Origin of the sequence: Luteibacter sp. 9133 (assembly GCF_000800155.1) — a bacterium.
Lineage (GTDB): Bacteria > Pseudomonadota > Gammaproteobacteria > Xanthomonadales > Rhodanobacteraceae > Luteibacter > Luteibacter mycovicinus.
This window is the reverse complement of record NZ_JUHO01000001.1, coordinates 2995756-3020653: the sequence shown is the minus strand read 5'-3', so window position 1 is coordinate 3020653 and position 24898 is coordinate 2995756. Positions and strand designations below refer to the sequence as shown.

The 24898-nt window shown below is 64.6% G+C and carries 14 protein-coding genes and 1 tRNA gene; 3 read left to right on the top strand and 12 right to left on the bottom strand.

What is annotated here, in order from left to right; all coding sequences use genetic code 11:
* Nucleotides 1–59 precede the first annotated feature (59 nt).
* The 5 genes from ppk1 to FA87_RS13120 all read right to left on the bottom strand — a co-directional run bounded on the left by ppk1 (nt 60) and on the right by FA87_RS13120 (nt 6701).
* Nucleotides 60–2219 carry a polyphosphate kinase 1 gene (gene ppk1, locus FA87_RS13140; RefSeq protein WP_043695120.1) on the bottom strand — a complete coding sequence of 720 codons (2160 nt, stop codon included), beginning with the start codon at nt 2217–2219 and terminating at the stop codon, nt 60–62.
* Nucleotides 2220–2317: 98 nt separating this feature from the next.
* Nucleotides 2318–3358: a UDP-N-acetylmuramate dehydrogenase gene (murB, locus tag FA87_RS13135; protein WP_239709094.1), complete on the bottom strand. Its 1041-nt coding sequence runs from the start codon at nt 3356–3358 to the stop codon at nt 2318–2320.
* Nucleotides 3355–4383, bottom strand: a complete 1029-nt coding sequence (locus tag FA87_RS13130; RefSeq protein WP_043695118.1) for a quinone-dependent dihydroorotate dehydrogenase — start codon at nt 4381–4383, stop codon at nt 3355–3357. Before FA87_RS13130 ends, murB begins: the two co-directional genes overlap by 4 nt.
* Entirely contained in the window at nt 4371–5150 is a 780-nt protein-coding gene (locus FA87_RS13125) for a class I SAM-dependent methyltransferase (protein ID WP_043695115.1), read from the bottom strand. The genes FA87_RS13130 and FA87_RS13125 overlap by 13 nt, the downstream gene beginning before the upstream one ends.
* 15 nt (nt 5151–5165) lie before the next feature.
* The gene (locus FA87_RS13120; protein WP_043695110.1) at nt 5166–6701 is read right to left on the bottom strand and encodes an aldehyde dehydrogenase family protein; all 1536 of its coding nucleotides are present in this window, start codon (nt 6699–6701) and stop codon (nt 5166–5168) included.
* Nucleotides 6702–6877: 176 nt separating this feature from the next.
* On the opposite strand from FA87_RS13120, the gene FA87_RS13115 reads away from it, so the two are divergent.
* Nucleotides 6878–7141 (top strand): DUF2188 domain-containing protein, encoded by a 264-nt coding sequence (locus FA87_RS13115; protein ID WP_043695107.1) that lies wholly within the window; start codon nt 6878–6880, stop codon nt 7139–7141.
* An 11-nt stretch (nt 7142–7152) separates the two neighbouring features.
* On the opposite strand, the gene FA87_RS13110 is transcribed toward FA87_RS13115, so the two are convergent.
* The 6 genes from FA87_RS13110 to FA87_RS13085 all read right to left on the bottom strand — a co-directional run bounded on the left by FA87_RS13110 (nt 7153) and on the right by FA87_RS13085 (nt 21731).
* Nucleotides 7153–7593: a hypothetical protein gene (locus FA87_RS13110; protein WP_156128556.1), complete on the bottom strand. Its 441-nt coding sequence runs from the start codon at nt 7591–7593 to the stop codon at nt 7153–7155.
* A 118-nt stretch (nt 7594–7711) separates the two neighbouring features.
* Nucleotides 7712–8905, bottom strand: a complete 1194-nt coding sequence (locus tag FA87_RS13105; protein ID WP_043695102.1) for a hypothetical protein — start codon at nt 8903–8905, stop codon at nt 7712–7714.
* A gap of 75 nt (nt 8906–8980) precedes the next feature.
* A complete protein-coding gene (locus tag FA87_RS13100) occupies nt 8981–13942 on the bottom strand; it encodes an RHS repeat-associated core domain-containing protein (protein WP_197062416.1) in 4962 nt (1653 codons plus the stop codon).
* A gap of 289 nt (nt 13943–14231) precedes the next feature.
* Complete coding sequence (locus tag FA87_RS13095; protein WP_043695096.1) at nt 14232–15251, bottom strand: hypothetical protein; 1020 nt, start codon at nt 15249–15251, stop codon at nt 14232–14234.
* A 198-nt stretch (nt 15252–15449) separates the two neighbouring features.
* Nucleotides 15450–20660: an RHS repeat-associated core domain-containing protein gene (locus FA87_RS13090; protein ID WP_043695093.1), complete on the bottom strand. Its 5211-nt coding sequence runs from the start codon at nt 20658–20660 to the stop codon at nt 15450–15452.
* Nucleotides 20661–20714: 54 nt separating this feature from the next.
* Complete coding sequence (locus FA87_RS13085; protein ID WP_043695090.1) at nt 20715–21731, bottom strand: hypothetical protein; 1017 nt, start codon at nt 21729–21731, stop codon at nt 20715–20717.
* Nucleotides 21732–21931: 200 nt separating this feature from the next.
* On the opposite strand from FA87_RS13085, the gene FA87_RS13080 reads away from it, so the two are divergent.
* Together FA87_RS13080 and FA87_RS13075 are read left to right on the top strand one after the other, a co-directional pair.
* Nucleotides 21932–22008 (top strand) — tRNA-Arg (locus tag FA87_RS13080).
* 27 nt (nt 22009–22035) lie between these two features.
* A complete protein-coding gene (locus tag FA87_RS13075) occupies nt 22036–23418 on the top strand; it encodes an FAD-containing oxidoreductase (RefSeq protein WP_043695087.1) in 1383 nt (460 codons plus the stop codon).
* 5 nt (nt 23419–23423) lie between these two features.
* Here the strand turns inward: FA87_RS13075 and FA87_RS13070 are convergent, their stop codons facing one another.
* Nucleotides 23424–24854 (bottom strand): phospholipase, encoded by a 1431-nt coding sequence (locus FA87_RS13070; RefSeq protein ID WP_043695083.1) that lies wholly within the window; start codon nt 24852–24854, stop codon nt 23424–23426.
* Nucleotides 24855–24898: the final 44 nt, after the last annotated feature.

Genomic DNA, 24898 nt, shown 5'->3' with positions numbered 1-24898 from the left:
CACATTGTGCCGCTATTCGGCAAGCATGTCGCCTTGGCCGTTGGGGGTAGGTGAAGGGCCTAGGCGGCCGCCGGAGCGGCCAGACCGCCGAATCGCTCGAGCAGCTGGGTCTGCGCGTCCCGCACCGGCTGCCCGGTTGCCGGCTGGAGCAGCGTGTAACCGCCATCGGCCTGCTGGACCCACGCCGAATGGTTGTCGGTCAGGTAGAGGTCGAGCTCGCGGCGCACACGCTGGCGCAGCTTCTTGCCCTCGATGGGGAAGCACGTCTCGACGCGGCGGTCGAGATTGCGCTCCATCAGGTCGGCACTGGCCAGGAAAAGTTCGGGCTCGCCATCGTTGTGGAACCAGTAGACGCGGCTGTGTTCCAGGAACCGGCCGACCACCGAGCGCACGCGGATGTTCTGCGACACACCCGGAATGCCGGGCCTCAGGCAGCACATGCCGCGAACGATGAGCTCGACGCGGACGCCCGCCTGGCTCGCCCGGTACAGCGCGCGAATGAGCTTGGGGTCCGTGACCGCGTTGATCTTGAAGACGAGCTCCGCCTTTTTACCGGCGGCGGCGTTCGTCGCCTCGCGGGCGATCAGGTCGAGCAGGCCCTTCTTCAGGGTGAACGGCGCATACAGCATGCGCTTCATCTTCAGTGCCTTGCCCATGCCCGTGAGCAGACGGAACAGGCGATGCACGTCGTCGCACAAGGCCTCGTCCGAGGTCAGCAGGCTGTAGTCGGTGTAGAGGCGCGCGTTGCCCGAGTGATAGTTGCCCGTGCCGAGGTGGGCGTAGCTCACCAGTTTTCCGTTCTCGCGACGCTGCACGAGCATGAGCTTGGCATGTGTCTTCACGCCGACGACGCCATAGGTCACCACCGCACCGGCCTGCTGCAGGCGCGAAGCGAGGCTGAGGTTGGATTCCTCGTCGAAGCGCGCACGCAGCTCGACCACGGCGGTGACCTCCTTGCCTGAGCGCGCGGCTTCCACCAGCGCGTCGACGATTTCCGAATTGGCTCCGCTCCGGTACAGCGTCTGCTTGATCGTCAGCACCTGCGGGTCCTTCGCCGCCTGGCGCAGGAAGTCGACGACGGGCGAGAACGACTCGAACGGGTGGTGCAGCAATACGTCCTGTTTGCCGATGACCGCGAACATGTCTTCGGCCTCGGCCAGCACCTTGGGCAGTGCCGGGATGAAAGTCGGGAACTGCAGGCGCGCGTACTGCGGCTGCAGGGTCATCTCGAAAAGGCGAGCCAGGTTGACCGGGCCGTTGACTTCGTAAAGGGAGTCAGCCTCGAGCGAATACTGTTTCAGCAGATAGTCGACCAGCGGCTTGGGACAGTTATCCGCGACTTCCAGACGCACGGCGTCGCCGTAGCGCCGCGAAAAGAGCTCACCGCGCAGCGTGCGCGCGAGATCTTCCACGTCTTCCGGATCGATCGTGAGATCCGCGTTGCGGGTCAGACGGAACTGATACGAGCCCAGAACGCGCATGCCGGGGAAAAGATCGTCCGCGTGCGCATGGATGATCGAGGAGAGCAGGACGTAGTTGTCGCCGCCCTCACAGATCTCCGGGGGCATGCGGATCAGACGCGGAAGGATACGCGGGGCGGGAACGATGGCGAGGCCCGAATCCCGGCCGAACGCATCGGTGCCTTCCAGCTGCACGATGAAGTTGAGGCTCTTGTTGACCAGCCGGGGGAACGGATGGGTCGGATCGAGGCCGATCGGCGTGACCAGAGGCGCCACTTCATGGCGGAAATAGCGGCGTACCCAGAGCTTCTGCTTATGCGTCCACTGGTTGCGCCGGACGATGGCGATGCCCTCGGCGGCCAGGGCCGGAAGGATCTTCTCGTTGAGGATCTGGTACTGCCGGTCGATCTGGCGGTGAGCGACCTCGGCGATCTCGGCGAGCACGCGCCGTGGCGGAATGCCGTCGGCGCCGATCACTTCGTGGTCGAACGCGATCTGCTGCTTCAGGCCGGCGACGCGGATCTCGAAGAACTCGTCCATGTTGGACGAAAAGATCAGCAGGAACTTGAGGCGTTCGATCAGCGGTTTGGATTCGTCCAGCGCCTGATCGAGGACGCGGATGTTGAAATGCAGCTGCGACAGTTCGCGATGGACATAGAGGCTGCTGTCGCCGAGGTCGACTTCCGGCAGATCCGGCGGCGCCACCGCTTTGCTGGCGGGGCTCTTGGGTGCCGTCGGCGTCTCGTTGGGTGGCGTCATCGTGTCCAGGGCGTCGTCCTCGTCGCGAATTACGACGACCCCATGGTACGCCGCCCGGGAAGGATATGACCGGGCTCTTACATCACCGTGACACGAGGTCAGATCACGAGCGGCTCGGGCTCGAGGGTGACGCCGAACATCGCCTCGACGCCTGCGATCACTTTCTGCGCGAAGCTCCACAGCTGGGGGCCGCTGGCCTTGCCGTGATTCACGAGAACCAGTGCGTGGCGGTTGGACATGCCGGCATCGCCATCGCGTGCGCCCTTGAAGCCAGCCGCTTCGATCAGCCATCCGGCGGAAAGCTTGGCCGTGCCGCCCGCATGCGGCCACACCGGCAGGCCTGGGTGGGCGAGCGCCAGAGCGTCGGCCTGATGGGCGCCGACGATGGGGTTCTTGAAGAAGCTGCCCGCATTGCCGATCACGGCCGGGTCGGGAAGTTTGCGCGAGCGCAGCCTGACGACGGCCTCGGCCACGTGATACGGGGTTGCGCGCTGCGCGACCATCTTTTCCATTTCTTCGCGGATGCCCGCGTAGTCGAGCGACAGCGGCCTTTCACGCGGGAGATCGAAGGTCACTGCCACGACGATCCAGCGTCCCGGTTGCCGCTTGAACGCGGAGTCGCGGTAGGAGAACGCGCAGGCGGCCTTGTCGAGCAGGACGAACTCGCCCTTGTGCGTATCCCAGGCCTCGACCGTGTCGATGAACTCCGCCACTTCGACGCCGTACGCACCGATATTCTGAATGGGCGACGCACCCACGGTGCCGGGGATCAGGATCAGATTCTCGAGGCCGGCGTAGCCCTGGCCCAGCGACCACCGCACGAAGTCATCCCAGCGTTCACCGGCGGCGACACGGATCAGTACGCGATCGTCGCGCTGAAACGTTTCGACGCCGCGGTTGGCGATGGCAACGACGGTCGCGTCGATGTCGCCCCTGATCAGCATGTTGCTGCCCTCGCCCAGGACCAGCACCTTGCCGTCGCGAATGGCAGGGTAGGCGAGCAGCCCGGGCAGCTTGCCGACGTCGTGCACCTCGGCCAGCAGCCGCGCCCGGGCATCCACGCGTAGCGTGTTCCGTCCGGCGAGCGGTGCGTCGCTGGTGAGCAGGAAGCCACCCATGTCGATGGGATCGTTGTTCATGCCACGATCCCGCGGCGACGGATTTCGGTGACGGCTTCGGCGATCAGCTTCGGGCCGCGGTAGACCAGGCCCGAATAGACCTGCACCAGGGATGCGCCGGCCTCGATCTTTTCGGCGGCGGTGTCGCCGTCGAGAATGCCGCCCACGCCGATGATGGGCAGCCGGTCTCCCACGCGGGCCTTCATGCCGCGCAGGACGCGCGTGGACTTCTCGAACAAAGGCCGCCCCGACAGGCCGCCCACTTCGCCGGCATGCGGATCGCCGGCGACGGTGTCGCGGTCGATCGTGGTGTTGGTGCAGATGACGCCGTCGATACCGGAAGCGAGCAATACGTCGGCGATGGCGTCGAGTTCGCCTTCCGAGAGATCGGGAGCGATCTTCAGCAGCATCGGCTTACGGGCCCCGTGTCTCGCGGCAAGGCTCTCCTGCGACTCGCGCAGCGTGCCGATGAATCGGCGCAGCGTCTCTTCCTCCTGAAGGTCGCGCAGGCCCTGTGTATTCGGGGAGGAAATGTTGACCGTGATGTAGCTGGCCAGCGGGTAGGCGCGATCGAGGCAGATCAGGTAATCGTCGATGGCACGCTCGTTGGGCGTGTCCTTGTTCTTGCCGATGTTGATGCCGAGCACGCCGCGGAAGGATGCCTTCCGTACGTTGCGCACCAGCGCATCGATGCCGCCGTTGTTGAAGCCGAGCCGGTTGATCACCGCCTCGTGATTCGGCAGCCGGAACATGCGCGGCTTGTCGTTGCCGGCCTGCGGACGTGGCGTCACGGTGCCGATCTCGACGAAGCCGAAGCCCATGGCCGCAAGGCCGTCGAGGTGCTCGCCGTTCTTGTCGAGGCCGGCCGCGAGACCGACGGGGTTCGGGAAGTCGATACCGAACACCTTCACCGGCAAGTCAGCCGGCGGCTTGGCTATCAGGCCGGAAAAGCCGCTGCGTTGCGCGACATCGGACGCGTAGAGCGTAAGGCCGTGCGCGGTCTCGGCGTCGAGGGCGAAGAGCAGGGGGCGGATCAGGTCGTACATGAGGCGTCCGGGTGTCCCGCGAAAATACGGGTGTCGTAATCGAAATCGATGGTACCGCCGTCCTGCGTGGCGTCGAACAGCGAGCGCAGGGCGAACAACAGCGGTTCGTGGTTGGGGTGGCCGGGTTTCGGCATGTACGACGACGACATGGTCCGGCCGAGCAACGCCTCGTAGTCCAGCTTCTGGCCGTGCGGAAACGACGCCATGCCGCGATAGCCATGACCGAACCACTGCGCCATGGCTTCGTCATCGGCGTAGCGCCCGGCCACGCTGACATAGTCGATGCCGTACTCGTGCAGCAGACGCTCGTAGCCTTCGAGGAACGGCGTGCCGGTGAGCCGGCGCGTGTTCCAGAACACCGCCACCAGACCGCGGTCACTGAGCACGCGGGTGAACTCGGTGCGTACCTTTTCCTTGTCGAACCAGTGAAACGCCTGCCCGGCGATGATCAGGTCGACCGACCCGTCGGGCAGGCCGGTCGCTTCCGCGGCCCCGTCATGCGACCGGAAGCGCCCTTTGGTGCCCAGCCATTGCTCGGCCGCGGCGCGCATGGGTGCGTTCGGTTCGACGCCGGTCACGCGGTGCCCGGCGTCGAGGAACAGCTTGCTGGAGATGCCGGTACCGGCGCCGATATCGGCGACGGTCCAGTCCGGCCGCACGCCCTGCTCGTGAAGCCAGCTGACGAGCGCCCGGGGGTAGTCCGGCCGGAAGCGGACATAGTCCGCCACGCGGTCGGAGAAGCGATCCGTGGAGCGCAGGTCGGTCATGTCGTTGTCCGTGGGTCAGAACTCGAACTTGATGCCCTGGGCCAGCGGCAGCGAATCGGAGTAGTTGATGGTGTTGGTCTGGCGGCGCATATAGACCTTCCAGGCATCCGAACCCGACTCGCGACCGCCGCCGGTCTCCTTCTCACCACCGAAGGCGCCGCCGATTTCCGCGCCGGAGGTGCCGATGTTGATGTTGGCGATGCCGCAATCCGAGCCGGCGGCCGACAGATACTGTTCGGCGGCTTTCAAATCCTGCGTGAACAGCGCCGAGGACAGGCCCTGCGGCACGGCGTTCTGCTCCGCGATCGCCTCGTCCAGCGTGTCGAACGGCATCACGTAGAGGATCGGCGCGAAGGTCTCGGTCTGCACGACCTCGTCGGTATTGCTCAGGCCGGTGATGATCGTCGGCAGGACGAAGTTGCCCTTGCGGTCGGTGAGTGCCTTGCCGCCCGTACGCACCGTGCCGCCGGAGGCTTTGGCCTTCTCGACCGCGGCGACGAAGGTCTGCACGGCCTCGGGGCTGTTCAGCGGACCCATCAGGGTGGTCGCCAGCGTGGGGTCGCCGATCTTCTGCTCGACCTGGCCGTAGGCCTTGACGAGGGTGTCGACGACCTGGTCGTGGATGGAACGATGCACCAGGACCCGGCGCGTGCTGGTGCAGCGCTGACCGGCGGTGCCCACGGCGCCGAAGACGATGCCGGGAATGGCCAGCTTCAGATCGGCCGACTGGTCGAGGATGATGGCGTTGTTTCCGCCCAGTTCCAGCAGGCTGCGGCCCATGCGCTTCGCGACGCGCTCGCCGACCATGCGACCGACCCGGGTCGAACCGGTGAAGCTGATCAGCGGAACGCGCTTGTCGTCGACGAAAGTCTGCGCCAGATCGGTGCCCGCATCGTTGAACAGGAAGAAAATGTCCGGGAAGCCGGCTTCCTTGAGCGCCGCGTTGCAGATCTTCATGGTGGCGATGGCCGAGAGCGGCGTCTTCGGCGACGGCTTCCAGATGCTGATGTCGCCGCAGATAGCCGCCAGGAAGGCGTTCCAGGCCCAGACGGCCACCGGAAAGTTGAACGCGCTGACGATGCCGACCAGGCCGATCGGGTGCCACTGCTCGTACATGCGATGGCCCGGGCGCTCCGAATGCATCGTGTAGCCGTAGAGCATGCGGCTCTGACCCACCGCGAAATCGGCGATGTCGATCATTTCCTGAACTTCGCCGTCGCCTTCCGGCTTGATCTTGCCCATCTCGAGTGCGACCAGCGAACCCAGGGCGTCTTTATGCTGGCGCAGGGCCTCGCCGCAAAGGCGCACGGCCTCGCCACGGCGCGGGGCCGGCGTGGTCCGCCAGATCGCGAAGGCTTCCTGCGCGCGCTGCACGATCGTCTCGTAATCCGTGGCGCTCGTGGCCTGTACCGTCGCAATCCGCTCGCCGGTGGCCGGGTTCACCGGCGTGATGGTGCCGGCATCCGTGGTGGCGGCCCACTCGCCGCGACCGAGGTAGGTGCCCGATTCCGTGGCGTTGAGATCGAGCGCTGCGAGGATCTTCGAGGACATGACGAACTCCGGGAGCTAAAACCGCGATTCTAGCAAACGAGTCCTTCACACCCTGTTGTGCGGCGCGGGACGGATGTCGCGGGCGCGTCACGGTCGTCCGAACTTGCGAGCACCCTGCAAAGACACCGGCAAGTCTATGGTCTCTCTCACAATCCTTTAAGGGTCGGAGGCCGCACATGCCGCATATTTATGAGGTTCCCTATCTGCCCGACGCGTCCGGTGCCTGGACCCTCCGCACCCATGGGCGCGTCATGGAGCGCTTCAACTCGCGCGTTGAGGCCCTGCGGGCGGCGGTCGATCACGCGTCGGCCGACGGTGGCGACACCGCCATCGCCGTGGAGGGGGCCGACGGCATCTGGCGACCGTTCGGAGCCGATTTCAAACGCCCCGTAACGATCCCCAGACTGCCGACCCAGAGGCATCTTTTCGCCGTGCGATGACCTGCGCGGCTTCAGTGCTCGGGAGGTACGTTGATGATCATGCACGACACCTTGCCGTCGAGACCGTTGTCTTTGTGGTAGACCTTCGAGTAGACCACCTGGCCGTTACCGAAGTCCGTGTCCTCTAGGCTGTATTCGAAACCCCAGGCCCAGGTGCGGGGTACCAGCTGCCGGAAAGTGAAGGACACCCAGTCGTCGCCTTTGCCGCACTTCGGGTCGTCGTACAGTTCGACAACGGTTCCGGCGGGCACGTGTTCGAACTCGATCGACTTCGCTTCATCGTTGGCGCAATGGCCTTCCTTATTCTGGAAGTGGTACTGCGCGTGTGTCCCCATGGTGAGTGGGACGGAACAAACGGTATCCTGCGTGAGCTTGTGTCCCTCGTAAAGTCGAACGTAAGGCGGCATGACCCTGGTGTCGCCCGTGCCGTCGGCTTCCTGTTGCGCTGACACGAACCTTCTGGCCTGTTGGACTGGATCCGCACAACCGGCACTCGCGGCTAAAAGCATCGACAAAGCGATCGGCAAGCGGGCGAGCAACGTCGTGTTGTTATATTTCATGGCACTTCCCCTACATTTTGGCAATGGTGAGTTCATTGACCTTCGCAACGAACGACAGGGTAAGTGCGTGATCGTTGCCGTAAGCGTCCACGATGTGGATCGGCGTGCTTCTCACGGGGGCGACTGGCTTCTTCTCCTTGTCAAGGAGTCGGCCTGCCAAATTGCCCATGAGTAGCCCGACGACCACGCGCGCCGGCGATGCGCCTTCGATCCTGCCCACGCATCGGTTGAACATCTCCAGAGGCGTGTACGACGCGGGCGGCTCTGCATTCCCGCCGCTTTCGACGGAAGGCGACGGTACCTCGATGGTCGCAAGGGGAGGAAGCGGAAAGTTTTCCGGTTTGTCGGCGCCAGGCTGGGCGTAATAGGCGACGCTCCATTGCACATGGTCGTTGAGGCTGCCGTTACCGTAGATCGAAAAACCCTCTTGCTTACCGGCGCTTCTGCTGACGGATCGGAGGCCCAGTTCGCGGCCGTTGTAAGAGACGTAAATGTAATGCTCGTTGACCCAGTAGAAGTAATCCGAGCTGCCGACTTTCACCGGCGCAAGGCGGCCGTCGCCCGAGGTGGCCCCGTAGCTGGTGATGGGCAGCGTCGGAAAAGCGGAAGGCCTGACGTTCACCCAGGAATTGAACTGGCCATCTTCGCCTTCGCCCACCGGGTCGTCGGCCCCGATGCTGTTCGTGGTGATGTAGACCGGCGTCGCGGTGCGTGTGTCCGATGACGGGATCGGAATGCGCGCGGCGATCTGGCGCGACGACAGCGCCGAGGTGGACACATAAAGTGTGACGACACTCTGGTGAGGCGCGGGGTGCTGGACGTCCGCCGATGGCGGACGGGTGCTCTCCGGGGACGCAGCCGTGTCGTGCTGCACCGCGCCGATAAGCGACTCGTCCCAGAGGTAGCCGTCATCGTGGGTCGAAAACGCCCAGTCAGGGTGCGGCTGGCCCGCATCGCGTCGGGGCAGGGGTTCGCCGCTGCTGTAGTCGATCAGTTCGATCGTATCGAGGTCCGCTTGCGTGAGATCGACCGGCTTGCGGTCGCTGTCGACCGCCTGCAGCATGACCCTCACGGCGCATTGCTGTCGCGTATTGTTGAACAGCTTCAGTGTGGGGCCTGTGTCGTTAAACGTATCCTTGTAAATCCTGAACAGCACGAGCTCCACCCAGCGACCCGCCTCTGGTGTCGTGACGTGTTTTTTCATCGGAACACTCCTGTTGTGGTGGCAAAGCCGAGCGGGTTGCAGCCGGCCCGGTGATCCATATGCATCCGAAAACCGCTAGTAGGTAAAGACATCGACGCTCCGCAAGTTGAGCGCGTCCATAACAAGCGGGTCAGCGATGGAGTAGCAGTGCGCGACGATGGTGTCGCCCTCCTTGTTAAGCCACTTTCGAATCGTACCTGGGCTTCTGCCAGCGAAATTTTTGGTTCGAATTTTCAGGCCGGCGCCCTGAAATTCGAAGGAAGTTTTAGCTGCCGCGAAGTTGTCTTCCGGTTGAAAACGGCTGTCATCATGGACCCTGATTCCATTTTTATAGTTGTCCCCGAGCGCGTCTCCGTGACCGCCATCCAGCATGCGTATTTTATGAGGGCCCTTTTGCGCTGCTCTTTGTTTCGCGACCACGCGTAACCGGTCGGCGACGATTGAGCCGGTCGTCATGGTGTCCGTGACATGAACAGTGCCCCCAGCGGCGTTCGTAAATGAGAACCAGCGGGGGGTGATGTTTATTTTGGCCGGATCGACAGGCATGATCCGGTTCGGTATTTGAGCACTTACTGCGGGCGCGCCCACGTAGTGGTTAACCTTTCTCCCCGAGGGATGGACGGCCTCAATCAAGCCTGAGTCGGTAGTTCCTGGATGAAGGGTGGTCGCTGTCACGGTCGGTGTTCGCCCGGTCGCCCCTTGCGTCGCTGACCGCCGGGCGCCCACGAATCTCCCACGCGGCGCTCCCATTTTTGGTGCTGCCGACATCGCACCCGACGCCAGCCCCGTTCCGAACGCTATCCATCCCAGGATGCCGGCCGTCTCTTCGTCGCCGGTCGCCGCCGAGGCCAGGGCGCCGACCTCCACGGCCACGGACGTGACCTCGAGTACCGCGGCGGCAGCCATGACCATCATGGTCGGTGTCGATACCGCCGCGGTAAGGCTTCCAGCGGCAGCCGCGGCGACGACGCCGAGCAGGGCGCCGCCGGTCGCAACCACCGCGACGGCGGCACCGATGGCGCCCAGCGCGAGGCCGAGCCAGTCCCACCACGCGCCCCCCGTGGGATCGATGCGGTTGATCGGATCGCCCGCGCAATAGGCGTAGCGATTGACGCCGCCCGCGCCGAAGGGGCTCGCGCGGTCGGGGCTGAGGAAACGCCGCAGTGCTGGCGAATACGGGCGCTCACCCAGCAGATACCAGCCGGTATCCGCGTCGCAGACCTCCCCGGCGAAACCGGACCGCGCCGCGTCGGAGGTCGTCTTGCGATCGCCGTAGGCCCCGTAGGTGCGCGTCGCGACGGCATCGCCGGCCTCGAGAATCACCGAACCCTGCGGGTCGTTACCCAGCAGCCATGTCCTGCGCAGGTCACGGCTGAGGACGGACTCGGCGACGACCGTGCCGCCGGATCGCAGGAAACGCCTCTGCTCATCGTCGTCGAATTCGCCGTAAAGTTGTCCGTCGTCGTGATAGCGGAGGGTGCTGCGTTCCTGCTGGACGACCTGTCCTATCCGGCCGTCGGGACCGTAGGCGTAGTCGGTGCGAACGTTGCTGGCCGATGTGACCGAGGCGAGCCGACTCGCCGCATCCCACGTCAGCACATTGCCCAGCCCGTCTTCGATCACGTTGCCGTTGTCGTCGTAGCGGACGACCAGCGGGGTGCCGTAGCCCGGGTAACTCGCGAGGCTGCTTTCCACGCTGACGAGGCGGTCGAGGTCGATGGCGTCGTAGCCGTAGGCGGTCCGGTTGAAGCGGCCATCGACGAGCGTGGTCTCGACGCTGAGCAGATTGTCGATGCTGTCGTAGTCGAAGCGTTGCGTGCGATAGGCATGACCTGCTTCGTCGACGGGATATTCCCCGTCGATGGCGTCGATAGTGTGGACGACGAGCCGGCCCCGGGTGTCGTATTCCATGCTTTCTTCGCGCAGGGGCGACACATCGTCGTTACCGAACCACCGCTTGCCGGTCACCTTGCCGTCCCTGCGCCACTCCAGGACCAGTTTCCGCCGTGTGCGCTTGCCGGCGCGCTCGGCCAGCCAGGTAGTGCCGGCCACACGGCCGAGATCGTCGTATTCAAGGCTCTCGGTCACCGACCCGCCCGCGTCGGTCGTCGCGGTGCGTGAGGTCGGGCGTGAAAGACCGTCGTAGGCAAAGGTCACATCGACGAGCCCAAGACCTTCTTTTGTCACGTGCTCGAGGCGCTCGGTACGCCCGCATTTGTCATAGTGAAAAACCTGGGTGGCTCCGTCGATCCCGCTTTTGACCAGTTCGACCCCACACGGTGAAACGATCACTTCGCTCGAGCGGGACGTGCCGCCCATGGTCACCGTCTGCTTGGTCATCCGGCCCAGGTAGTCGGTCTCAATCCCCATCTCGCCGCTGTCGCTCTTGATCGACTTAGGCATGCCGCCGATCGGATAGTAGGCAGCCGTTCTCAGCACGACCGGCGGGTCGGATGCGAGCGTTTCCGTCACTACCGCCTCGTTGAGCCAGGGCTCGTAAGTCCGGCGGATCTCTCCGCCCGCGGGCAAGTGCTCGCTGGCGGCGTTGAACTGGTCGGGCCCGTAGTCGTAACGTCGCGTCAGGCTGCCGGAGGTTTCGCTGAGGAGACGGCCCACGCCGTCCCAGTCCTGGCGGCCGAGGCGCAGGGCAGGGGCCCCGTCCGCGGGCGTCACGGACATGCTGGTCGGTAGTGCCTCTTCGTGCCCGGCCGCGAAGGTGTACGCGACCGCCGTTCCGTCGGGAAGCGTCACCTCGGTCAACCTTCCGAGAACGTCCCAGTGCTGCGCCGTCACCTGGCCCAGCGGATCGACGATCTCGATGCAACGACCCAGGCCGTCGTAGCGCCATTGGGTCATGGCCACTTCGCGGGCCGCGCCTTCGTCGTCCCAGATACCGGATGCCGCCCGCCGTTGTCGGCCGGCCGCGTCGGTGTCGGTCGACTGCCAGCCACCGATGCGCCGTTCATCGGCCTCCTGCCACGCTGTCGTGCGGGTGACGACCTCACCGTTCACCTCGACGAGAGCCGTTTCGCTCCGGGCATGACTTCCGTCCGGTGCCGTCCGGTCGCTGCATCGGCCCCAGTCGTCGTACTTGAATTCCGTGCGAAGCCGTAGTGGCGCATCGCTCGCCAGACGATCGTAAAGGACCTCGGCCAGCACCTGACCGAAGTGGTCGTAACTCACCTCGCGGACGGTCATCATGCTCCCGTCGGGCAGCGGCTCTTCCTCGGTGGTGACCCGTCCCTGTTCGTCCAGCCTCGTCCGGTGTGGCAGGCCGGTCACTCCCCTGCGTTGCACCCAGCGGCTGGTCGTCGACACATGGTATTGCCACTCGCTTGTGATCACTTCCTGTTCCCGACCGCGTGCGCGGCTTTGTGTTTTCGGCCGGGAGAGGTTGTCGTAGATGGTGTAGGTGTGATTGCCCAGCGCGTCCATGCTGCCCCGCAGCTGACCGCCGACAAGGGCGACCTCTTCTTCCGTGGTACTGGTCACGCCGTCAAAGGTGGTTTCGGTGACCGTTGTGACGATGGTCTGCCTGCCTGTGTCGGTTCGGTATGTGAACTCGCGGGTCAGGGTCAGGCCGTCCTGCGTGCGCGATTCCTTCGACAACGCGCCGTGACGATCGCTGTGATCCAGGATGAAATGCTGCTCGCTGCGGGTCAGCGGGTCGTCGCGGTCTTTTTCAACGAGGGTTTCCTCGCAAGCCTGCACGTAGAACGTCGGCGCGCGAGGGGATGCCACGGCGCGCGCTGCGCCGGCCGCGACCCGTACAGGCACGTCACGGTACCGGTAACGCGTCGTGAGCACCGGACCGCCGCCCGGTCCCGGCTCGACGGTTTCGCTCTTCAGCCGATACGCCAGTCCGAGCGGATCCGGTGGGCAGAGACCGCTCTCACCGGCCAGGGGGAAATACGCCGAGCGCTCCACGATACCGGTGGCGCCGTCCCGGTGCGCGATCAGGTTGCCGTCGTCATCGTAGGTGTTATCGGCGATGGTCACTTGTTTTACGGTCGGGTTGCGCTTGTCGTACAGCGTGGTAGTGATCGAATGCGGTAGCTGGAAGCTCGTCTTCTGTCGGACGAACGGGACGCCGCGCTCCTCGCCATAGACCGTCTTCACCTCCTGGACCACCGTGCCCCGGGTCGTGGTTTCGCGGACGATCAGATGGAAATGGTTGTAGGTTCGTTCGATCGTGCAAAGCGTGTCGCCGTTACTGGCGACCTGGGTTTCCCGCGACCCGTATACGAATCCTTCGGCGTCGCCGTGATGCAGCAACTGATCGTTTCGGTTTTCCCATGCCGTGACCAGGGGATGGCCGAGGTAATTGTTGGCACCATGCGTGTTGTAGGCATACCGGCTGGTTTGCAGCACCGTCGTGCGATCGGCGTCGAGTACGCGGCGGCGTTCGGCGACGGCGGGCATGTAGCGTCGCCCCGCCCCCGGTGGAAGCTGAATGGACTCCTCCGCATACTCCACGACATCGAGGATGCCATCGGGCGATGTGACCGAACGCAGCAGTGCGAGATAGGGCGGTTCCAGGCTGTTCTTGTAACCGAAAGCCCACACGGCTTCTTCTTCGTCGCGAACGGGCTCAGCGTTGAGTTCCGTGAGCGCGGGGATGCGAACGCGCTGCAAGGTGTCGCCCACGCGCGAAAAATGCAGTTCCACCGGCGCTGTCAGCCCGGTGAAGATGGTCAGGTGGATGTTGCCGCGATCCGGGTAGGAGAGTATGAGCAAGGGCTGACCCTCGTCATCCACGACCCGTGTCAGAACAGGCGTGCCGTGTGGCCCGCTTTCCCATGTCAGGTGAATGGCGTCGCCACTGGGGTTGGCGATACGCTGGGGACGCAGACTACTGGAGGAGCCGGCGGCGGGGGCGAGATATTCGATGACACCCGTGGCGTGCTCGAGTACCGCGGTACTGTTATCGCCAGCGGTGAGCCGAAAGCTCTTTAGCTTACGGTCGGGAAAGCCCGAAGGAGTGCCGGGGAACAGACGGTCGAAACGGTGACTGTCGCCGCTGCCGAGCACCAGCATGCCGACGTCGCGTTCCAGCCGGGTGACACCCAGATGCCAGCCCGTGCCGAAACCATCATCATTGCTGCTCAGCGCATCGTAGTTCAGGCGGAACTCGAACGAGGGACCGCGTAGCTGGTTGCCCTTGCCGGTGGTCAGATCGATGCCTGCCGAGTACATCCCGGTGCGAGGATCGACGTCACCACTGACGTGACTGTAGAAGCTGAAGGCACCGGAGTAGAAGTCGTCATTGGCGAGGGCGCCTTGTGTTTCGGGAGACCGACCGGTCATGAGCGTGCACTCCTTCGCGTCAGAGGAACCTCAGTTGATCGCGCGTTCCCGTGACGAATCCGAGTCGGCACGTATGCTTGTTGCCGTACATGTCGGTCACCTCTATGTCCACCGGGCCACGCGGCACGAGCTCGTCGTCGGCTTGCGGCACATCGTCGTCGCTGGGTTGCGGGATATCGATGCGTCCACAAAGCATGATGACCCCTTGTTCGGGATACACCTTATCGAGCAGGGGAAGCGGCTGGCCTCCCACAGGTACTCTGTCGTCCCAGTGAATTTCGCTTTCTCCCGGACTTGCATAGCCGGTGAAACACGGGTTCTCCGTGAAAGGGAGTTCGTTTTTCCAGTGGATCATTCCCGCCGGGCTGCAACGCATGGACCTGATGGTCGGACCAGGCGAGGCGGTGGGCTGCAGGAACAGCAGGTGGACCTCATTGAAGATGCCCGCCCGCGAGGACCCGGTCCCACGGGTACCGGACGGGCCGAGGCGGAACTCGGCTGGCGTATAAACGGGTGGGGTCACGGCTCGGACCAGCTTGTCCGCACCCGTGTCGAGTCTGCTGTTGTACGGGCCTTCCTGGCCGTCCGGGTCCAACACGTAGCCATCGGTCCGATACGTCCACTTGTTGTCGCCGGTAACGCGGAAAGCGGGTGCAAGAGGCGCGCGCAAGGCGTCGGCCGCCGCATCGACGTAGAATTCCAGGTAGTCCCCGCCCGCGAATGTCGTGTCGGGTCGGCGACCAAGACCGGGGTGAGGCTCGTAGCCTCGGAAATCGCGTTGTGCTGACCAGCCCCGATGTCGCTCGCCGCCATCTTCCGAGATGGGGATTTCGACTTCCGGCTTCGCGTAATCGATCAGGCGTACGCTGTCCTTTTCGCTCTGCGTCAGCTTCACCGGTTCGAAATTGTACTCGGCCTCGATGTAGAGACGGACGTAGGCTTGTTGCCGGCCGTTGGTGTAGACAAGGCTGTCGACATGGAGCGAAACCCGGGCGATTCTCCAGCTGTCATCCGCGGCGTTGGGTGTCTGCGCGTTCATTGCTACTCCCTTTGCAATTCAATCCCTGGTGGTCGCGTCATACGGTAACGAGCGAGTGCCTTGTCACAGTTGACGGCTTACTGGCCGTGTTGTCGATATGGCATGGGTTGTAAGCCTGCCCGGCGCTTAACCGGCAGGATCGATGCAAGTCGCCGTCGGCATGGCGTCAGTGGTATCCACGGAGCGCGAGGTACACCCTCACACGGCGTAGAGGGTGATTGAAAAGATGTTGAACCGCTTCATCAGGTGCCGGTCGGCGCCGCTGAAGCAGTACGCGTTGATGATGTGTGCATCTTTCATGTTCCAGTACTTTTCGACTTCGGATTTCGACATCCCCGATATATCGACGACCGAGATGTTGCTCTGGTTTTTTCTCGAGTAAAGCGACATTCTCGGTATGCTGGCTCTGTCGTGCAAAAAAAATTTCTTTTCCCTCCAGAGGCGCCAGCCGGCGAGCCAGTTGAATCCCGCGAAGTCGCCATGGACTCCGGTCAATACGATGATTTTCTTCGAGTCGTTCAGTTTGCCGATGTCCCGTATGACGCCATCGACGAGGTCGTCGCCATCAATGGGGGTGTCGTTGAAATGCACGATGCCACCGTTGCCGTTCGGTCTGCTCGACCATCGAGGTACGACTTCAGGGCGTCCTTTATAGCCCCTCCGGATGACTCGACCGTCAGGCAACTGGCCCCTGGGTCCTTTTTTTGCGTGGTGAAGCGTGACCGAGCGTCCACCGTAATCGAATTGAAAGGTCGAGTGCCCGGCGCCGCTCCTTCGCCATGTGGGGAGAGGCAAGCGACGTGCGCCTGGCGCTCCCGCGGCATGCTTCGTGCCGACAAATCGAGTCGCGGCGCGTCCCGCCGCAGGTCCCACGGACATTGCGCCGGAGGCCACGCCGGTGCCGAAGGCGACCCAGCCCAGAATGGAGGCGGTTTCCTCGTCGCCGGCGGCGACCGCGGCGAGCGAGGCGATCTCGACAGCGGCCGAGGTAACCTCCAGGATCGTGGCGGTGGCCATGACGACCATCGTTGGGGTGGACACGGCAGCGGTGAGGCTTCCGGCGGCGGCTGCTCCGACCACGCCTAGCAGTGCGCCGCCGGTGGCGACGGTGGCTACGACCGCGCCGATGATACCCAGGGCCGCGCCCAGCCAGTCCCACCAGGCGTTGCCACCGGGATCGATCCGGTTGACCGGGTCACCCGCGCAATAGGCGTAGCGATTGAGGCCGCCGGCGCCGAAGGGGCTGGCCCGGTCGGGGCAGAGGAAGCGTTGCAGCCTGGGCGAATACGGTCGGTCGCCGAGCATGTACCCGTCGATGTCATCGTCGCGGGCTTCGCCCGCGAAGCCGGTGCGCGCACCGTCGTCGGTCGTATCCCGATAGCCAAACGCGCCATAGGTACGCATCGTCGTCGCGTTCGCGCCGCTCTCGACGATGGCCGAGCCTTGCGGATCGCTGCCGACGAGCCAGGTGGTGCGCAGGGCACCCGCGAGCACGCTCTCGGCGACCACGGTACCTCCGGCACGCAGGTAGCGACGTTGATCCGTGTCATTGAACTCGCCATAGACCAGGCCGTCGTCGAAGTACCGGTAGGTGGTTTGCCCCGCCCGTCGTATCCGCCCGATCCGGGCGTCAGGCCCATAGCCGTAGTCGGTCCGGACGCCGTCGGCCTGGCGTACGCCGATCAGCCGGCCGGCGCCATCCCAGTCGATGCTGCGCCCCATGCCATCGTCGACGAGGTGACCGTTGGCGTCGTAGCCAAGGCGGAGCGCCGTGCCGTATCCGGGATACCCGGCGAGCGTGCTGTGGACACCGACCAGACGATCGCGGTCGATCGTGTCGTAAGCGTAACCGGTGCGGTTGACGCGTCCGTCGACGAGCGTGGTCTCCACCGCAAGCAGGTTGTCGATGTCGTCGTGAGTGAAACGTTGGGTGCGATACGCGTTGCCTGCCTCGTCGACCGGGTATTCACCGGCGAGGGCCATGGCGATGGTATGGGTCTCGAGCCGGCCCCGGAGGTCATAGTCCATGGTTTCCTCGCGCAGCAGTCGATCCTCGGCGTCGTACCACCGTCGGCCCGCCAGTTTGTCGTCGTCGCGCCAGTGCAGGGTGAGCGCTCGTCGCGTCGCTCCGGCCTCGTTGTCGATGAGCCAGGTCGTGCCCGACACGCGGCCGCGTCCGTCGTAGGTCACGCGCTCGGTCAGCGAGCCGCGGGCATCGGCGATCGTGCACGTCGACGGTCGTGACAGCGCGTCGTAGTCGAAGGTGATTCCGACGATCCGCAGGTCGTCGTCGGCAAGGTGGTCCACGCGGACGACGCGCCCCAGATCGTCGTAGACGGACACCCGACGCACGCCGTCGACGCCGGTCCTGGCCAGCTCCAGGCCACCCGGGGATACCTCGACGTTGCAGAAACGCGTGGAGTCGTCCATGCGTATGTCCTGTCCGGTCATGCGACCGAGATAGTCAGTCCGGATGTCCATGACGCCGATGTCGCTGCTGAGCGACACCGGCACGCCGACGCGTGGATGGTAATTGGCCTTTTTCAGCGGCACGGGTGGATCGGTCAGGAGCGTTTCGGTCAGCAGGGCCTCGTTGAGCCAGGGTTCGTAGGTACGCTGGATCTCGCCGCCGGCTGGCAGGTACTCCCGCTCGGGGTTGAACTGACCCGGCACATAGGCATACCGACGGGTCAGGCTGCCGGCGGTTTCGTGGGTGAGCCGACCCCATCCGTCCCAGTACCGGCTGCCCAGCGGGATCGTATCGCCGCCCCCGGCAGGTACGAGGCCGATCGTGGCGAGCAATTCACCCTCGTGCCCGGGAGCATAGGTGCGCCGGACGACCGCGCCATCGGGCAGCGTGGTGTCGAGCTGGCGGTCGAAGGCATCCCAGCTTTGCCCGGTGATCCGGCCGAGCGCGTCGACCGTCCGGACACAGCGGCCCAGGCCGTCATACTGCCATTGCGCGAAGGGCCCCTCGACGGCGTTGCCGAGCCCGTCCCACTCGCCGACCTGGCTACGGCGTTGCCGCCCGGCGGCGTCGGTGTCGGTCGACTGCCAGCCACCTATGCGCTCGCCGTTCGCTTCCCGCCACACGGTTGTCCGGGTGAATACCTCGCCGTCGAGCCGGACCAGTACGGTCTCGCTCCGGACATGACTGCCATCGGGGGATGTCACCCTGGCGCACTGGCCCCAGTCGTCGTAGGCGTAGCACGTGGTCAGCTTCAGCGTCCTGTCGTCCGCGAGGCGATCGAAACGTGTCTCCCCGGCGACCTCGCCGAGGGGGTCGTAGGTCAGCGTGCGCACCGTCACCAGCTGATCGTCGGCCAGCGGTTCGTCTTCTCTGACGACGCGCCCCAGCTCGTCCAGCCACGACCTGTGCGGCAGGTCGGTGGTGCCGATGCGCTCAACCCAGCGCTCCCGCGTCGACAGCTGGAACCGCCAGCGCGTCACCGAGAATTCGTTGGACCTGTCCCGGTATCGGAGCGCTTCGGTCATGCGTCCCAGCCGGTCGTAGCGGAAGTTCGTGTAGATGCCGTTGCCTTCCATGTTGCTCACAACGAAGCCGCTGAGCAGCATGCGGGTTTCCCGCTCGATCTGGACGATGCCGTCGTGTGTGGTCCGCTTCGTCTGGGTGGTCAGCGTCCTCATGGCCGTGTCGAGTTCATAGCTGTAGTCGACGCGTGCCATCAGGTTGTCCTGAACGCGCGTTTCCCAGAGGATTGCGCCATGCTGTTCGCCCTGGTCGACAATGAACGCCTGCTCGCTTTCCCATAGCGGCTCGGCGACGCCCTCGATATGCACGGCTTCGGCGCACGCTTGCACGTAGACCTCTGGCGTGTACGCCGGCACGGCGTTCCTTCGGCGGACGGGCAGCGCCGTATACCGGTATCGCGTGATCAGCGTGGGGCCGGCGCCCGGCCCAGGTATCGCGACCTCGCTCGCGATCCGGCGCGTGAGCCGTAAGGGATCGGGTGGACAACGGTCGCCATCGCCGTCGAGCGGGTAATACTCGAATCGCTCCGTAACGCCCGTGCCATCGTCATGACGGTAAACGACGTCGCCTTCGGTGTCGTAACGGCTTTCGACAGCGACGGTCCGGCGGACGTCATCGTGGCGCGCGTCGTAAAGCGTGGTGACGACCTTGTGCGGCAGCTGAAAGCTTTTGGGCTGGCGCGCGAACGGCTCGCCCGGGACCTCGCCGTATTCCGTGGCAACGTCCTGCACCACATGGCCCCGGGTGGTCACCTCGTTTACTAACAGGTGGAAATGGTTATAGGTGCGCTCGATGGTACACAGGGCAACGCCATGATCGTCCAGTTGCGTTTCCTTCGAGCCGTAAAAGAAGGAACTGGCAGCGCCATGGTGCAGTAGCTGGTCGTTACGGTTCTCCCATACCGACACCAGCCCGAAGCCGTAAAAATTTTTGTCGCCATGCACGTCGTAGGTGTAGCGACTGGTCTGCAACACGCGGCTGCGATCGGCGTCGAGCACGCGGCTGCGTTCGGAGACAGCGGGCATATAAGTCATGGGTGCGCCTGTCGGCAGGCGCAGCGCGGTTTCCGTATATGCCACCTGATCGCGTACGCCATCGGGCGAGGTCACCGCGGCGAGCAGGGGCAGGTAGGGCGGATCGAGACTGTTGCGATACTCGAACGCCCAGACCGGCTCTTCCTCCTCACGGACAGGCGTCGCGTTCAACTCCATGAGTGCGGGAATGCGAACGCGATCCAGCTGGCTGCCGGTGCGCTCGAAGTTCATCTCCAGCGGCGCCGAGGGTCCGGTAGCGATAACGAGCTGGACGCGCGAGGGATCCGGATAGATCAGACGAAGCAGGTCGACACCATCGTCGTCGACGACCCGGGACAGTACGGGCGTGCCGTTGGGTCCGAGTAGCCAGACGAAATGGATGGCGTTGCCGCCAGGATTGACGATGTGGGCGGGACGCAGGACCGACGGGCGGTCGTCCAGTGGCCTGAGGTACTCCACCACGCCGGTCGCGTGTTCGAGCACGGCCGAGCCGTCCCAGGCCGGGGTCAGCCGGAAACTGTCGAGTTTGCGGTCGGGAAAGGTGGTCTCATGCCCAGGGTAATACCATTCGATGCGGTGACTGTCGCCGCTGCCCAGCGTCAGTATGCCGCTGTCCGTATCGAGCTCGGTGATAGCCAGCCGCCAGCCGACACCGAAGCCATCGTCGTTCGTGCCGAGCGCGTCGTAGTGGAGACGAAATTCGAAATGCGGGCCGCGCAGGAGGTTGCCCTTACCGGTGGGCAGATCGATCGCGGCCGAGTACATGCCGGTGCGGGGATCGACATCCCCGCTGACATGGCTGTAGAAGCTGAAGGCGCTGGAGTAGAAGTCACCGCTGGCGAACGGCGAGGCATCGCGGTTGGTTCCGTTCCCTTCCTGCATGACGAGACTTCCTGTTGAACGTGCCGCGCAAGTGCCGAGCGTGCCGCCGCGCTTTCAGCTGACCTTCAACGTGTCGCGCTCGCCGGCGACGAACCCGATATGGCAATGTTGTTCGCTGCCGTAGGTATCGCGCAGCGTCACCTTGACGGGCTCCTGCGGCGCGCCGCCATGGTCGGCGCGCCGGATGTCGTTCCGGCCACACAGCATGATCGTTCCCTTGCCGGGTATGGCGACGCTGAGTGTCGGCCTCGGGAGGCTGCCCACAGGTACCTTGTCATCCCATGTGATCGCGGTGCTGCCCGGCTCGGCATAGCCCGTGTAGCATGGGTTGTGGGTGTCCGGAAGCTCATCGATCCAGTGGATCATCCCCGCCCGCTTACATTGCATGCTGCGCAACTCCACGACGCGCCCACCGTTGACGATGGACACGGTGACGATGTCGTCGAAAATGGTGACATCGGGCGCGTCGCCGTGTCGGTAGCCCGCCTGTCTGTCGAGGACGAATTCCGAAGTCGCGTAAACGATCGGCGGCTCGGCGCGAACGGCCTTATCCGGTCCGGTGTCGTAAAGGGTGTTGAATGCGCCTTCGTCACTGCCGGGCTCGAAGACATAACCGTCCGTGCGATACCGCCAGCCATTATCCCCGGTGATGGTGAAGCCAAGCATCAGTGGGCCGGCCAGTGCTTCGGCGTCAGCCGAAAGATAGAGTTCGACGTAATCGCCTCCCGCGCTGGGCGTGGAAGGCGAATGGCCGTTCCGCGCGGCGGCCGGGTGATAGGCGTATTTATTGTAGACGCGCTGCGCCGACCAGCCTTTCCAGGCCGTGGCACGAGCCTGCGTCGAGAACGGTATGGCGTTCCGCGGCGAGTTGTAATCGATGAGACTGACGCTCGCTATTTCGGCGGGGGTGAGGGGCACGGGATTGCCGTTGTTTTTTGCCTCGATATAGGCGCGAACACGCACCTGCTGGTGCTCGTTGGCATAGAGCAGATCGTGATCGACGTAGAGGGCGACACGGGTGACTTTCCAGTCGGGAGCAGCGGTGGTCGAGGTGGCTTTGCTGCGTTTCATGGCACATCCTTGTGCAGAGCTGCGTGCTTCGGTCACATTCAACGACCTGGCCCTCCTGATGTCGATAGGACGTGTGTCGTAGGCGCATGTGGCACCTAATCGGCAGGTGGGGCGCACATCGTTCTTCCGATACGGTGTTTCGGTGTGGGCGTGCGGGCGCTTTCGCTGGAAGGGCGGCCTCAGGTATCCTGACGAATGTTGGCCCCGTAGCTCAGCTGGATAGAGCGTCCCCCTCCTAAGGGGAAGGTCGCCCGTTCGAATCGGGCCGGGGTCACCATCATTCTCAGCGCCCCCGGAGTTCCCCATGAGCCGTTCCTTCGACGCCATCATCGTGGGGGCCGGTCAGGCCGGACCCGCGCTCGCCGCCCGCCTGACCGCCGCCGGCAAGACCGTCGCCATCATCGAACGGCATCTGGTCGGCGGAACCTGCGTCAATACCGGCTGCAAACCGACCAAGACCCTCGTCGCCAGCGCCTATGCCGCGCATCTGGCGCGTCGCGGTGCCGAATATGGCGTGGGCGTGGGCGTGGGCCAGGTCAGCATCGACATGCCGGTGGTCGCGGCACGGGCGCGCAAGGTGATCCTGGACTCGCGCAAAGGCAACGAGGACTGGCTGGCCTCCATGCCGGGGCTCGAACTCATCCGTGGGCACGCACGTTTTGTCGGGCCGCGCCGGATCGAGGTCAACGGTGAAACCCTCGAAGCGCCCCAGGTTTTCCTCAACGTCGGCGGTCGGGCAAGGGTGCCTGACTTCCCCGGTCTGGACGAGGTCGACTACCTGACCAACAGCACGATCATCCCGCTGGAATCGCTGCCGAGCCACCTGGTCGTGGTCGGCGGCAGCTACATCGGTCTGGAGTTCGCGCAGATGTACCGTCGCTTCGGTTGCGAGGTGACGGTCGTCGAGATGGGCCCGCGGTTGATCGGTCGCGAAGACGAAGACGTTTCGGCTGAAGTCCGGTCGTTCCTGGAGGACGAAGGCATCACGGTGCGCACGGGCGCATGCTGCATCACCGTGCATAAGGACCCCGCCGGCGTGCGCGTGGGCGTCGACTGTTCGGAAGGCGCGCCTCAGGTCGTCGGCAGCCACGTGCTGCTCGCCGTGGGTCGTCGCCCCAACACCGACGATCTCGGTCTCGATGCGGCGGGCATCGCAACGGATGAGCACGGCTACATCGAGGTCGACGATCACCTGAAAACCAGCGCCGACGGCGTCTGGGCGATGGGCGACTGCAATGGCAAGGGCGCCTTTACCCACACGGCATGGAACGATTACGAGATCGTCGCCGCGAATCTGCTTGACGGGGAAGAGCGCAAGGTCAGCGACCGCATCCCCGGATATGCGCTCTACGTCGATCCGCCGCTGGGTCGGGTGGGTATGACGGAGACGCAGGCCCGTCAGTCGGGCCGGCCCTTGCTGGTGTCGAAACGCATGATGACCCGCGTCGGGCGTGCCGTGGAGAAGGGCGAAACGCGCGGCTTCATGAAGATCGTCGCCGATGCTGAAACGAAGCAGATCCTTGGCGCGGCGATCCTCGGCGTCGGCGGGGATGAGGTGGTGCACGGTGTGCTGGACATGATGAATGCGAAGGCGGACATCGGTACCTATCGGTGGGCCGTGCCGATTCATCCGACGGTGTCGGAATTGATTCCGACCCTGATCGGGGATCTCAAGGCGGCGGACTGAGGCGCTTACACGATATCCATGCCGGATACCGGCTGGCTGAAATCCACAGCCTGCAGATTCTGCGTCAGCCGAAACACGCCTTCCGCCACGCGGCGCGACAGCACCACATCGAGGATCGTCGTCTCATGCGGCCCCAGCGCGTCGAGCAGGTCGTCGTCAGACGCCGTGGCGGCGACGATGTGCCGGATCAGCCCGGTGACATCGGCGGGCTGGATGCGCACGCCATAGGGCCGGTGCGACGGCTGCGCCGGGCGCAGGACGCCGCCGGGCTGGCGCGGATCGGGCACGGGGGCGTCACCGGCGAACAAGGCGTAATTGAGGAACATCGTGACCGTCGCCGCGCTGCGCGAACTGGCCTGGCGGTCGGTCGAGAAGCCCGGTGGCAGATCGTTTGGCGACGCGGTGGGCCCGGCGGTCAGGAGGAACCGCGCATCGCGCAGCGGTTCACCGCGATCGTCCAGCAGGCGGAATATGAGCAGGCTCCGCGGATCGTGGATGTGCGTGCGCGAGGTGAGAAGCTTTTTTTCCGTCTCGACCTTGTCGCGGTCGCGCTGCGCGTTCTCCGTGGCGAAGGCGTCGCACAATGCCGCGTACGATGCCGCCGAACTGACGGCGAGACAGCGCAGGATCGCGTCGATCGTCACGGCGGAAGGCGGCTCCGACGCCATGATGCCGTGCTCGTCGCCGGAATGAGCGAGCCCGGGCAACAGCTTGAACGCACTGCGCGGCGCCTTGCTGATCGTCATGTCGAGCGTCGCCGTGTGGCCTCGCTGCGTAAGCACGCAGTGCCGCGCGTTGAGATTGGCCGCCGCCATGCGCACCACACCGTCCGACCCGTCTTCTCCGGTGTATGAGTTGACGAAGTCGTAGAACTTGCGGTCCGGTCGATCGCCTGTCAGGTTGAACAACCACGTGCCGTGCGCGGCCGGGTCCGGACCATGGATTACGTCGAGCGCCTGCGCTACGGATTCCGGACTGCCGTGCTCCAGCCAGTCGAGGATGCGCTGCCCCGGCTCGACACCGTCGAACCAGGCCTTGAGGTGGCCGACGACGCTCTTCCCCAGCGTTGCCAGCGCGGACCCGAAGTGTGCCGGCGCCAGCATCACCAGATGCCGCAACCGGATCGGAGCGAACAGGGTCGGGCGGTCACGCTGGGCATGCAGCCAGGCCATGGCGACCGGCCCACCGGTGGAATGGGTGATGCAGTCGAACGTGCCGTCAGGCAGGGAAAGCCCGCGTAACGCGTGATCGAAGGCGCGGACGATATCGTCCATCGTCACGCTGTCGTCGAACGTGACGTATTCGGACAGGTAAATGTCGAGAACGCGGAGCGTCGACCCCGCCTGGGCGGCGCGGTCAGCCAGTGCCTTCGGCAGGCTGCCGTAGGTGGACGTGTTGGTAACGCTCCAGCCATGCACGAAAACCAGCGCGCTCATGCCCCGTTCCTCGATTACCGGATCAGCTGAGCATAGCCGGGGTC

Bases quoted from the DNA above. Each gene is read 5' to 3' on its own strand.
- FA87_RS13115 (WP_043695107.1), top strand. From the start codon at position 6,878: ATGCCGCATATTTATGAGGTTCCCTATCTGCCCGACGCGTCCGGTGCC.
- FA87_RS13090 (WP_043695093.1), bottom strand. From the start codon at position 20,660: ATGCAGGAAGGGAACGGAACCAACCGCGATGCCTCGCCGTTCGCCAGC.
- FA87_RS13125 (WP_043695115.1), bottom strand. From the start codon at position 5,150: ATGACCGACCTGCGCTCCACGGATCGCTTCTCCGACCGCGTGGCGGAC.
- FA87_RS13130 (WP_043695118.1), bottom strand. From the start codon at position 4,383: ATGTACGACCTGATCCGCCCCCTGCTCTTCGCCCTCGACGCCGAGACC.
- FA87_RS13105 (WP_043695102.1), bottom strand. From the start codon at position 8,905: ATGAAAAAACACGTCACGACACCAGAGGCGGGTCGCTGGGTGGAGCTC.
- FA87_RS13120 (WP_043695110.1), bottom strand. From the start codon at position 6,701: ATGTCCTCGAAGATCCTCGCAGCGCTCGATCTCAACGCCACGGAATCG.
- FA87_RS13075 (WP_043695087.1), top strand. From the start codon at position 22,036: ATGAGCCGTTCCTTCGACGCCATCATCGTGGGGGCCGGTCAGGCCGGA.
- FA87_RS13085 (WP_043695090.1), bottom strand. From the start codon at position 21,731: ATGAAACGCAGCAAAGCCACCTCGACCACCGCTGCTCCCGACTGGAAA.
- FA87_RS13070 (WP_043695083.1), bottom strand. From the start codon at position 24,854: ATGAGCGCGCTGGTTTTCGTGCATGGCTGGAGCGTTACCAACACGTCC.
- FA87_RS13095 (WP_043695096.1), bottom strand. From the start codon at position 15,251: ATGAACGCGCAGACACCCAACGCCGCGGATGACAGCTGGAGAATCGCC.
- ppk1 (WP_043695120.1), bottom strand. From the start codon at position 2,219: ATGACGCCACCCAACGAGACGCCGACGGCACCCAAGAGCCCCGCCAGC.
- FA87_RS13100 (WP_197062416.1), bottom strand. From the start codon at position 13,942: ATGCTGGTGCTCGGCAGCGGCGACAGTCACCGTTTCGACCGTCTGTTC.
- murB (WP_239709094.1), bottom strand. From the start codon at position 3,358: ATGAACAACGATCCCATCGACATGGGTGGCTTCCTGCTCACCAGCGAC.